The organism is Rhizobium sp. SRI_017 (assembly GCF_057586295.1).
This window is the reverse complement of sequence record NZ_JBYCZP010000018.1, coordinates 40,519-52,149: the sequence shown is the minus strand read 5'-3', so window position 1 is coordinate 52,149 and position 11,631 is coordinate 40,519. Positions and strand designations below refer to the sequence as shown.

General features: G+C 63.9%; 10 protein-coding genes. 6 read left to right on the top strand and 4 right to left on the bottom strand.

All coding sequences use genetic code 11. The features are described from left to right. Positions 1 to 255 precede the first annotated feature (255 nt). The 3 genes from AC2YI2_RS28710 to AC2YI2_RS28700 all read left to right on the top strand — a co-directional run bounded on the left by AC2YI2_RS28710 (position 256) and on the right by AC2YI2_RS28700 (position 5,256). On the top strand, positions 256 to 831 hold the full coding sequence (locus AC2YI2_RS28710; protein ID WP_487389956.1) for a TetR/AcrR family transcriptional regulator: 576 nt from the start codon (positions 256 to 258) through the stop codon (positions 829 to 831). 75 nt (positions 832 to 906) lie between these two features. Then, positions 907 to 2,094, top strand: a complete 1,188-nt coding sequence (locus AC2YI2_RS28705) for an efflux RND transporter periplasmic adaptor subunit (protein WP_487389955.1) — start codon at positions 907 to 909, stop codon at positions 2,092 to 2,094. A gap of 6 nt (positions 2,095 to 2,100) precedes the next feature. Further along, on the top strand, positions 2,101 to 5,256 hold the full coding sequence (locus AC2YI2_RS28700) for a multidrug efflux RND transporter permease subunit (protein ID WP_487389954.1): 3,156 nt from the start codon (positions 2,101 to 2,103) through the stop codon (positions 5,254 to 5,256). Between the two features lie 62 nt (positions 5,257 to 5,318). Here AC2YI2_RS28700 and AC2YI2_RS28695 read toward each other — a convergent pair whose 3' ends face one another. Beyond that, positions 5,319 to 6,236, bottom strand: a complete 918-nt coding sequence (locus AC2YI2_RS28695) for a DMT family transporter (protein WP_487389953.1) — start codon at positions 6,234 to 6,236, stop codon at positions 5,319 to 5,321. 86 nt (positions 6,237 to 6,322) lie between these two features. Between AC2YI2_RS28695 and AC2YI2_RS28690 the strand changes: the two genes are divergently transcribed. Continuing rightward, positions 6,323 to 7,246 (top strand): LysR family transcriptional regulator, encoded by a 924-nt coding sequence (locus AC2YI2_RS28690; protein ID WP_487389952.1) that lies wholly within the window; start codon positions 6,323 to 6,325, stop codon positions 7,244 to 7,246. A 242-nt stretch (positions 7,247 to 7,488) separates the two neighbouring features. Here the strand turns inward: AC2YI2_RS28690 and AC2YI2_RS28685 are convergent, their stop codons facing one another. Both AC2YI2_RS28685 and AC2YI2_RS28680 read right to left on the bottom strand, forming a co-directional pair. Further along, complete coding sequence (locus tag AC2YI2_RS28685; protein ID WP_487389951.1) at positions 7,489 to 8,583, bottom strand: quinone-dependent dihydroorotate dehydrogenase; 1,095 nt, start codon at positions 8,581 to 8,583, stop codon at positions 7,489 to 7,491. Continuing rightward, entirely contained in the window at positions 8,580 to 8,927 is a 348-nt protein-coding gene (locus AC2YI2_RS28680) for a DUF952 domain-containing protein (protein ID WP_487389950.1), read from the bottom strand. Before AC2YI2_RS28680 ends, AC2YI2_RS28685 begins: the two co-directional genes overlap by 4 nt. A 242-nt stretch (positions 8,928 to 9,169) precedes the next feature. On the opposite strand from AC2YI2_RS28680, the gene AC2YI2_RS28675 reads away from it, so the two are divergent. Beyond that, positions 9,170 to 9,823 carry a response regulator transcription factor gene (locus tag AC2YI2_RS28675; protein WP_487389949.1) on the top strand — a complete coding sequence of 218 codons (654 nt, stop codon included), beginning with the start codon at positions 9,170 to 9,172 and terminating at the stop codon, positions 9,821 to 9,823. Between the two features lie 120 nt (positions 9,824 to 9,943). Beyond that, positions 9,944 to 10,603, top strand: coding sequence for a S24 family peptidase (locus AC2YI2_RS28670; protein ID WP_487389948.1), 660 nt, complete (start codon positions 9,944 to 9,946; stop codon positions 10,601 to 10,603). Positions 10,604 to 10,606: 3 nt separating this feature from the next. Here the strand turns inward: AC2YI2_RS28670 and AC2YI2_RS28665 are convergent, their stop codons facing one another. Further along, complete coding sequence (locus tag AC2YI2_RS28665) at positions 10,607 to 11,518, bottom strand: DMT family transporter (protein WP_487389947.1); 912 nt, start codon at positions 11,516 to 11,518, stop codon at positions 10,607 to 10,609. Positions 11,519 to 11,631 lie beyond the last annotated feature (113 nt).

Here is an 11,631-nt window from a genome sequence, read left to right as displayed (position 1 = left end):
CTTGTCCGGATAGATAGAATTTTCATCCACCAAATCATCAACGGCGAGAATAATCCATTAAACGCAAGGACTTGAATAAATCAGACGATTTGCCGATTGGCGCATTCCCGTCGAAAAATATCGGGTCGCCTTCCCCCGCCTCCGGGTCGGGTTCACGGCCAATGTTTCCGAATGTAAAGTCCGTGAAGCCAGGCTTGACGCAGTGCAGCAATGCGAATTAAAGAACAATCGTTCGAATTGGAATTGACAATAGCCATGGCCAGAAACCGTACCATCGACAGCGATGCCCTGCTCGACGCAGCCGAGCGCGTGGCGATTCGTGACGGCGCGGTCGGCCTGTCGATCGATGCCGTCGCGAAGGAGGCAGGGATCAGCAAATCGCGGGTGGTCTATGACTACAAGTCGAAGAGCGGACTTTTGCGGGCGCTGGTCGAGCGGCGTCTGAGGATGGAGGACGACAGGGTGCTGGCGGCAGTGGCCGCTCATGCCGATTCGACCAATCCCGAGCTCAGCGGCCGCATCGCTGCCGCCAAGGATTCGCCGAACGAGAACGACCGCGCCATCGCGCTCACGCTCTGCGCGGCGATGTCGAGCGAGGAGCCGCTGCAGGACATGATCCGCGAAGTGGTGAAGCGGGACCTGGCGGCCGTGACCGTGCCGGCCCGCCATGCCTCGCTCGCCGTCGTGGCGTATCTCGCGCTGCACGGCATGATGTCGCTGGAATATCTCGATATACACCGCTGGACCGACCCCGAGCGCACCGCCCTGCTCGCGGAGATCCAGCGGCTGGCCGACACCGCCTCGACGGGGGACGGCGACAGCAAGAACTAAGAACGCACAACACGAAGACTGCTGCCGGAAACTGCCAGTTCCGGCTCTAGCGAATGCATTGCAAAGGCTGATGACATGATTTTTCCGACCAAGCGATTTCATATTCTCGCGCTGGCTCTCGCGGCTCAATTTCTCGCGGCACCGGCTGGGGCACAGGACCCCGGCCAGATGCCGCCGACGGGTGTGAGTTTCGTCACGCTCGCCGCACGCGACATCCCCGTGACCAATGAACTGCCGGGGCGCATCGCACCGGTCCGGATTGCCGAAGTGCGCGCCCGGGTGACCGGCATCATCAAGCAACGCGTCTTTGAGCAGGGCAGCCTGGTCAAGGCCGGCGACGTGCTCTATCGCATCGACCCTGCCCTGTTCAGGGTTCGCGTCGCGAGCGCCCGGGCCTCGCTGCAGAAGGCGCAGGCAACCGAGCTCAATGCCGGCCAGCAACTCGAGCGGCAGCGCGTGCTGAAGGAGCGCAAGGCCGGAAGTGACGTCGACTATGAGAACGCCGCTGCCGCCCAGGCGACGGCTGCCGCCGATGTGGCGCTGGCCCAGGCGGCGCTCGACGAGGCCGAAATCAATCTTGGCTATACCGAGGTCAAGGCGCCGATCTCGGGCGTCATCGGCGGCGCGCTGGTGACCGAGGGCGCGCTGGTCAATGCCGACAGCGGCGATCCGCTGGCGACGATCCAGCAGATCGACCCTGTTTATGCCGACTTCACCCAGGCCGCCGGCGACATGTTGTCGATCCGCCGCGAGATCGCGGCCGGTCGGCTCGACGCCCCGCCTGCGGACAAGGCCAAGGTCGAACTCGTCTTCGACGACGGCTCCGTGCACGAGAAGCCCGGCAAGCTGCTGTTCTCCAGTGCCACGGTCGATTCCACGACCGGCCAGGTAACGTTGCGCGCGGAGTTCCCCAATCCCAACCGCGACCTGCTCCCAGGTCTCTATGTCCGCGTCCGGATCGAGCAGGCCATCCGCAAGAATGCACTTTCCATCCCCCAGCGCGCGGTGTTGCGCGACGCGACGGGCGCCGTCACCGTCTATGTGGTCGGTGCCGAGAACAAAGCCGAGGCCCGACAGCTCAAGCTCGGACCGGCGCTGTCGGGTGAGTGGATCGTCGAGGACGGTCTCAAGGCCGGCGACAAGGTGATCGTCGAAGGCAGCCAGAAGCTGCAACCCGGCGCGGTCGTCGCGCCCGAGGAATGGAAGCCGGCTGCCCAGAATCCGGGCCAGGCCGACGCCACTGCAACGCAACCGGCGAAGTAAGACACCATGGCTCAGTTTTTCATCAACCGGCCGATCCTGGCCTGGGTCATTGCGATCTTCATTTCGATCGCGGGCCTGATCTCGCTTCCCTTCATGCCGGTGGCGCAATATCCGAAGGTCGCCCCGCCGCAGCTGACGATCTCCACCGCCTATCCCGGCGCTTCGCCGCAGGAGATCTACCAGGGCGTGACCCGGCAGATCGAGGACGAACTGAACGGCGTCGACAATCTCGCCTATTTCGAGTCGACCTCGGATACATCCGGGTCGGTGTCCATCACCGTGACCTTCAATTCCGGCACCGACCTCAGCCAGGCGACGGTCGACGTTCAGGATGCGATCGCCCGCGTCGAGCCGCGCCTGCCGCAGAGCGTGAAATCGCAGGGCATCAATGTCGAGCAGGCCGGGGCCGGCTTCCTGATGATCGTCTCGCTGACCTCGACCGACGGCCGTCTCGACGACGTCGGTCTTGGCGACTATCTCAGCCGCAACATCCTGGGCGACCTGCGCCGCATCGACGGCGTCGGCCGCGTGCAGCTCTTCGCCGCGCAGCGCGCCATGCGCGTCTGGCTCGACCCGGCCAAGATGCAGGGCTACAGCATGACCGTCGGCGACGTGAACGCCGCGATCACGGCGCAGAATGCGCAGGTCTCGGCCGGCCAGATCGGCGCCGAACCCAACCCGATCGGCCAGGATCTGACGGCAACCGTGCTGGTCAAGGGCCAGCTGACCGACCCGGCAGAATTCGCCAACATCGTGCTGCGCGCCAATCCCGACGGTTCGCTGGTGCGGCTGAAGGACGTCGCCCGCATCGAGATCGGCTCGGAGAGTTACAATTTCTCGACCCGGCTCAATGGCAAGCCGAGTGCGGCCGCCGCCGTGCAGCTCTCCTCGACCGGCAACGCGGTTGCCACATCGGCTGCGGTCAAGGCGAAGATGGAGGAACTGGCAAAGTTCTTCCCCAAGGGCATCGAATACAGCGTGCCCTATGACACGAGCCCCTTCGTCAATGCCTCGATCCAGAAGGTGTTCGAGACGCTGATCGAGGCCGTCGTCCTCGTCTTCATCGTCATGCTGATCTTCCTGCAGTCCTTCCGCTACACGATCATTCCGCTGCTCGTGGTGCCGGTCGCACTGCTCGGCACGGTGTCGGTCATGCTGGTGACGGGCTTTTCGATCAACGTGCTCACCATGTTCGCCATGGTGCTGGCCATCGGCATTCTCGTCGATGACGCCATCGTCGTGGTCGAGAATGTCGAGCGCATCATGACCGAGGAGGGCCTGTCGCCGAAAGCGGCGACGCGCAAGGCGATGAGCCAGATCACCGGCGCCATCATGGGCATCACGCTGGTTCTCGCCTGCGTCTTCATCCCCATGGCATTCTTTCCTGGCGGCACCGGCGTGATCTATCGCCAGTTCTCGCTGACCATGGTCGTGGCGATCCTGTTCTCGGCCTTTCTGGCACTGTCGCTGACGCCGGCGCTCTGCGCGACCTTCCTCAAGCCCATCAAAGAAGGGCAACACGAGAAACGCGGCCTCAGCGGCCTCTTCAACCGCGGCCTGGGCAAGGTGACCAACGGCTATGCCTGGACGATCGGCGGCATCACCCGCCGCGCCGGCCGCATCATGCTGATCTATGTCCTGATCGCTGGCGCCCTCGGCTATCTCTTCCTCAAGGTGCCCTCGGGCTTCGTGCCCAACGAGGACCAGGGCTTCCTGATCGTCGGCGTGCAGGGCACACCGGAAGCATCGGCCAAGCGCACGAGCGAGGCGATCAACAAGGTCGAGGCGATCTTCAAGACGGAGCCTGCCGTCGAGAATATGGTCGCGGTGCTGGGCTTCGGCTTCTCCGGCCAGGGACCCAATGCCGCGATCTCCTTCGTCACCCTCAAGGACTGGGAAGAGCGCGGACCGGGCAACAGCGTCCAGGACATTGCCAACCGCGTGAACATGCAGCTTTTCGGCTTGAAGGATGTCGCCTTCGCCTTCGCCGTCTCGCCGCCACCCATCGAAGGCTTCGGCCTGTCCGAAGGCTTCACCTTCCGGCTGCAGGATCGCGGTGGCCTCGGCGCCGATGCGCTCGCCGCTGCGGCCGGCGAGCTGATGGCCAAGGCCTCGCAAAGCAAGATCCTCGCCGGCCTGCGTATCGAGGGCCTGCCGGATTCGGCGCAGGTGCAGCTGGAGATCGACCGCGAGAAGGCCAATGCGTTTGGCGTCACCTTCGCCGACATCAATGCGGCGATCACCACCAATCTCGGTTCGGCCTATATCAACGACTTCCCCAATGCCGGGCGCATGCAGCGCGTGATCCTGCAGGCGCAGGACCGGAGCCGCCTTAACGCCGAGGATCTGCTCAAGCTCAACGTCCGCAATTCCTCGGGCGCGATCGTGCCCTTCTCGTCCTTTGCGGCGGTGAAATGGATCAAGGGCGCCGCCCAGGTGGTCGGCTACAACGGCTATCCCTCGATCCGCATCACCGGCGGCACCGCCCCGGGTATCTCGACGGGCGACGGCATCGCCGAGATGGAACGGCTGGCGGCTGAGCTGCCCGACGGGTTCGGCTATGAATGGACCGGCCAGACGCTCGAGGAAATCACCTCCGGCAACCAGGCACCCATTCTCTACGGCCTGTCGATCCTGTTCATCTTCCTGCTGCTGGCGGGCCTCTACGAGAGCTGGTCGATCCCGCTCTCGGTGATGCTCGTCGTGCCGCTCGGCGTGATCGGCTCGGTGCTGGCGGTGTTGTATGTCGGCGGGTCGAACGACATCTATTTCAAGGTCGGCCTCATCGCGATCATCGGGCTGTCGGCCAAGAACGCGATCCTGATCGTCGAATTCGCCAAGGACTATTTCGCGGAGGGCAGGTCTCTGCAGGAGGCGGCGACGGATGCGGCGCGCATCCGCTTCCGCCCGATCATCATGACCTCGCTCGCCTTCACCCTCGGCGTCGTGCCGCTGGCGATTGCGACGGGTCCGTCGGCCGCGAGCCAGAACGCGATCGGCACCGGCGTGCTGGGGGGCATGATCTCCGCGACCGTGCTGGCGATCTTCTTCGTCCCCGCCTTCTTCGTCTTCGTGCTCTGGGCGCTGAGGACGAAACGACCGGAACATGCCCACCATGTCCTGCCGGACAAGCCGGCCGACGAGTCGGTCGGCCACGCCTGATCCACAATGCAAAACGCCCCGGCCGAAACCGGGGCGTCGTCATTTTGGGAGAACGATGACGTTCAGCGCTTGCGCATCACATTGACCACGACGACCCCGAAGATGGCGAGCGCTCCGCCGATGGCGCCAATCAAGGTGGGCACTTCGCCGAGCCAGAAGAAGCCGATCAGGGTCGCTGTGGGCGGCACGCCATAGAGGTAGTTCGAGGCGCGGGCGGCCGGCAGGCGCTTCAGGGCGATCGCCCAGGTGACATAGGCGATGACGGTGGAGAACAGCACGAGATAGGTGAGGTTCAGCATCGTCGCGGCGGAAGCCGACTGTAATGCCGTCACTGTTTCGGGCACGGCAGGCCACAACGGGATCGAGCCAAGGAACATGATCCAGGCGGTGACCGAGAGGGCTGGCATGCGGCCGAGGATCGGCTTCTGGATGACGCTGGCGATCGCGGCGCAGAGGGCAGCGCCAATGATCATCAGCGCATTCGGGTCGAGCTTGAAACCCTCTGGGCTCGCCGCAGCGATGAGTCCGACGCCGCCGAAGGAAATGGCCGTGCCAATCCAGCCCCAACGGCCGAAGCGTTCGCCGAGCGTGACCGTGGCGATCAGCGCGGTGAAGACGGGCATGGTGTTGATGATGAAGCTCGCAGGACCGGCCGCAACCGTCGTCTCGCCGATATTGAGCAGCACGGCATAGGTGGCGATGAACAGCAGCCCGGCGATGACGAGGCGGATGAAATCGCTGAAAGTCGGCCACGGCCTGACAATGGCCAGATAGATGAGCGCGATCAGCCCCGCCGGCACATAACGGCCGGCCGCCAGTTCGACCGGCGTCAGTGGTCCGAGCAGCACGCGGATGACGACGAAGGCCGAAGACCAGAAGGCGATCGTCACAAGGATCGCGACGAGCGCGACGACGTCGAATGTGCCCGCCTGAGTCAAAGGAGTCTGGGGCAAGGGGTGGTCATGCGTCACAGTAGCCATCTTCTATCTCCTGCTCTCTGGTGACGTCAGGGATACGCTCGCGATCCATGCTTGAAAAGCAACGCGATCGATGATCTGATGTGACTATGGTTCACAGCTCGCCCACGCTTCCGCCCCTCGATACGCTCGAAACCTTTGCCCGCGCGGCACGGCTGGGCTCCTTTTCGGCGGCCGCCGAAGAGGCCGGCATCACCCACGGCGCGGTGTCGCGCCAGGTCAGCCGGCTCGAGCGCTGGATGGGCGTGAAACTCTTCGAACGGGCCGCCCGTGGCGTGACGCTGACGCCCGAGGGCATGCGTTTTTTCGCCCGCACCGACGAGGCGCTCGCGCTGCTCGGCAACAATGGCGAACGCTGGCGCCCCGAGCGGCGCAGCAAGGCGCTGGTGCGCCTCTCGGTCACGCCGTCGATTGCGGCGCTCTGGCTGTTTCCGCGGCTGGCGGAACTCGAGCGCAACGACATCCATATCGATATTTCGCTGGAACACCGGCTGGCTGACTTCGCCGAAGGCACCGACCTCGCGATCCGCTGCGGCAAGGGCCCCTGGGCCGGGGTGCGCGCCGAGACATTGTGGCTCGAACATATCTACCCGATCGCCTCCCCCGCGCTGGCAGCGAAGCTCGACGGCCGCAGCGACGCGCAGGCGCTGATGGAGTTGCCGCTGATCCACGACTCGAACATTCTCGGCTGGAAACGCTGGCTCGCGGTGGAAGACGTGCAATACGTGCCGCGGGGCCAGGACCGGCGCTTCGAGGATTACAATGTCGTGCTCGACGCCTGCATCGACGGATTGGGTGTCGCCCTTGCCCGCCCGCCGCTCGCCAACCGGGCGCTGGAAAGCGGTCGGCTGGTGGCGGTGTCGCGGCGGAGCATCCAGCACCATGTGGCGTTTCATCTGATCGGACCGGTGGAAAACCTGCGCGCGCCGGCGGTCGAATTGGCGCGACGGCTGATGACGGCGGCAGGGAAGGACGAGGCGGCGGTACAGGATTTTCTGGCGCGGAGGGGATGAGAGGGATATTGATGCACCCCTCACCAACTTGGGCCAAGGGTTCACTCCGTTCACCCGGCCTTCGTGTCCTCTCCCACAAGGGGAGAGGTAAACCCAGTTCAACCGTCTCGTCTCAAATGAAGCCGAGCGTGCGGCACCCTACCTCTCCCCTTGTGGGAGAGGATAGCAAGTCTGCATGAGCCAAAGGCGAATGCTCAGACGCGCTTGGTGAGGGGTAAATCAACCGCGAAAAAGCCTCCAGCTTACCCCAAATCCCGCGACGCCCACTCTTCCATCGTCTTATCCCGCAGATCCCGGATCGAGCCGAGCTTCTCCCGATCGCAAACCGCCGAGAGCCCCCGCACGATCCGTGCCGGCAGGCCCGGCCCCTCATAGACCATCGACGAATAGAACTGCACGAGATCCGCCCCGGCGCGAATCTTCTCCGCCGCCGTCTCCGCCGAATGGACGCCGCCGACGCCGATCATCGGAACGTTGCCGCCGAGGCGCTTGCGCATCTTGGCGAGCACGATGGTCGCGCGCTCGAACAGCGGCCTGCCGGACATGCCGCCGGCCTCTTTCGCCTGCGCCTGGTCGATCAAACCGGCGCGCGACAGCGTGGTATTGGAGACGATCAGCCCATCGAGCGTCGAGGCACGGATTTCCTCCGCGACATCGTCGAGCCCCTCCTCGGTGAGATCGGGCGCGATCTTGAGGAAGACCGGCGCCTTGCGTCCGACGCGGATCGCCTCGTCATCACGTGCGGCGAGCACGGCGGCAAGCAACTGGCGCAGACTGTCCCGCGCCTGCAGGTCGCGCAGGCCGGGTGTATTCGGCGACGAGATATTGGCGGTGAAATAGGTCGCAACGCCCGCGAAGGCGCGGATGCCGGCCACGTAATCGGCGATGCGGTCCGCCGCATCCTTGTTGGCGCCGATATTGACTCCGACGATGCCGCTGCGGCCATGCCGTGCATTGAGCCTGGCAAGCGCCGCGCCATGGCCTTCGCTGTTGAAGCCGAAGCGGTTGATGACCGCCTCGTCCGCGGCCAGGCGGAAGATGCGCGGCTTGGGATTGCCGGGCTGGGGACGCGGCGTGACCGTGCCGATTTCGGTGAAGCCGAAGCCGAGATCGAGGATCGCATCCGGCACTTCGGCGTTCTTGTCGTAGCCCGCGGCGAGGCCGATCGGGTTCGGGAAGCGAAGCCCCGCGACCTCGACGGTGAGGCGCGGATCAGGCGTGAGATGCGCGCGTGGCGCAAACCCCGTCTTCAGCGCCTTGATCGACAGGCCATGCGCCGTCTCCGGGTCGAAGCGGAAGAAACCTGCACGGATGAGAGGCCAGAGCGCGTCCATCAATCCACGCCCTCGGGGAAATCGTGAAGGCCATCCTCGCGCATCGGCATCGGCTTCTTCCAGAGCACTGCGTCGAGCGGCAGCGGCCCATAGAGATGCGGAAAGAGATCGCCGTCGCGCGACGGCTCGTATTTCAGGGCATCGCCGAGCTTGTCGCCATCCACGGCCACGAGGAGCAGATCGTCCTGGCCCTTGAAATAGAGTTCCGCAGTGCGCCGCGCCTGGGCGCCGGTCGAGAAATGAATAAAGCCGTCGCTCAGATCGATCGGCGCGCCGCCGAACACGCCCGTGGCTTCCGCGTCCGCCCACAAGCTGGCGGGTACGATCTTGTAGATGATGCCTGTCATGCCGCGTCCTTGGTTTGCCTGGCCTCTGTTTGCCGGCGTCGTAGCGCGTTCCCGCGGGCCGCTTCAAGGACTGAACACCTAGATCCACTGTTTGAGGCTGACAAAGCGCAAGAAAGCAGTGATTCCGGCACGGGACAGCAGATTTTTTTCCTTGCAACACGTCCCCTTTTCGTAAACGCTTGGCCCAACAGACAAGAAACGAACGACCGCGGAAGAGGAGCCGCGGTCCTTCGGGGGATGGAATGAACGCAGAGGCCACCATCATCATTGCGGATGACCATCCGTTGTTCCGCGGCGCGTTGCGACAAGCGCTGAGCGGACAGGGCCGCGGACCTACGATCGTCGAGGCCTCCGACTTCGACAGCGCCCGCAAGGCTGCGACCGACAATCCCGATGCCGACTTGATGCTGCTCGACCTCTCGATGCCCGGCGCCTCGGGCCTCGCCGGGCTGATGATGATGCGCGCCGAACACCAGAATATGCCCGTCGCCGTGATTTCGGCGAGCGATGATACGGCGACGATCCGCCGGGCGCTCGAACTCGGCGCCTCCGCTTTTATCTCAAAATCGAGTGGGATCGAGGAAATCCGAGAAGCGATCGACACCGTGCTGAAGGGTGGGTTCTGGATCCCGCCCGGCTTCGACGCCGAGCGCGAGAACGACCCTGAGATCGAAAGCCTGATCGCGCGGCTCAAGACGCTGACGCCACAACAGACCCGCGTGCTCGGCATGATCGGCGAAGGCCTGCTCAACAAGCAGATCGCCTATGAACTCAGCATCTCCGAGGCGACGATCAAGGCGCATGTGTCGGCCATCCTGCTCAAGCTCAATGTCGACAGCCGCACGCAAGCGGTGATCCAGCTCGGCAAAATCGGCGCCGCGCCGGGTGTGAATTGAACGACAATGGCCGAGGATTTTATTCCTCAAACCCTTTACGAACCGGGATCAAAGGGATAATATTCCCCCGTGCTTTCGGGTGCTCCGCCACGCCGACGACTCTTTGCTGACGGACCTGCCATGTTCTCGCATGAGAAAATCTGGGATGCGATCGACCAGCTCGCCAGGCATAATGACCTGACGGCGTCCGGTCTTGCACGCAAGGCCGGGCTCGACCCGACCTCGTTCAACAAGTCCAAGCGCAATTCGGCGGATGGCCGGCTGCGTTGGCCCTCGACCGAATCGATCCACAAGATCCTCGAGGCCACGGGCTCGACGATCGAGGATTTCATGAGCTTTCTCGGCGGACGACGGGCGGCGATACCGGACGGCAATTTCCCGCCGCAGATCTCTCCCATTCCCCTGCTCGGCTTTGCCCAGGCGGGCGCCGGCGGCTTCTTCGATGACGGTGGGTTTCCTGCCGGCCAAGGCTGGGATGTCGTCGATTTCCCCGTCTCCCCGGCACAGAAGGTAGGCTGCTATGCGCTCGAAGTGCAGGGCGACAGCATGATGCCGCTCTATCGGGACGGTGACGTGCTGATCGTCGAGCCGGGCGCACAGGTCAGGCGCGGCGACCGCGTCGTGGTCAAGACGCGCGACGGCGAGGTGATGGCCAAGGTTCTGGCGCGCCAGACAGCGCGTACGATCGAGCTCGCCTCGCTCAATCCGGAACATCCGGGCCGTAGCCTCGACATGGCCGAGGTCGAGTGGGTCGCCCGGATCATCTGGGCGAGCCAGTAGACCTCACTGAAACTCCAGCGTCGGCTGCTTTTCCCGCGCCGGCCTCACCGTCGCGAGCACGATGCCGCCGGCGGCGATCAGCGCGGCCCCGCCGGCCACAGCCCATGTGGGGATTTCCTGGAAAAAGAAGAAACCGATCAGCGAGGAGAAGATCAGCCAGCTGTAGTCGACCGGGCCGACAATCGATATATCGGCCATGCTGTAACCGCGGATCGTACAATATTGCGCGAAGACGCCGATCGGGCCAAGGGCGAGAAAGATCAGAAGCGTGGTCAGGGACAGCGGCTTCCAGGCAAGCCAGGCAGGGACCGCCAGCAGCAGCATGCCGAAGACGCTGACATGGAGCAGCAGCACCATGGGCCTGTCATGACCGGAAAGATGCTTGATCAGCATGCCCTCGAAGGCGAAGACAAATGCCGCGCCGACGGCAAATGACGCCGGCAGCGCATAATCCGCATCGAACTGTTGAAACGCGCCGCGCGAGCCCACGATGACGATGGCGCCGGCGCAGCAAAAGACGATGCCCCACCATTGCCGCCTGCCGATCCGCTCATGGAAGAAGACCATGCCGAGGATCAGCACAAAGACGACATAGAGCAGGCTGAGTGCCGTGGCATCGACGATCGGCATGTCGGCCTGCGACTGGATGGCCATCAGGGAGCCGGCAGTGCCGAGCATCGCGCGCAGGAAATGCGTGCCCGGCTTGGCGGTCCGATATTGAGAAACCTTGCCCCCCTGCCAGAGCATCACGATCGAAAGGCCGATGAACCCACCCATCATGCGCAGGAAATTGATCTGGAACACCTCGACGCTGTCGCCGGCGAACTTGCCCGAGGCGAAGATCAGGGAAAATATTCCCGTCGACAGTAAGACCCAGCCGATCGCCTGGGCATTCGTCGTCCAGTTTCTATGCACGGGATGCTCCATGAAAGTACGAGTTGCATCGAATGGTTCGAAGCAACTCGCCCAGCCCGATTTCTCACGGGAACCGGCCCGGAAATCAACCAAGTATTTCTTGTCCTCGCATG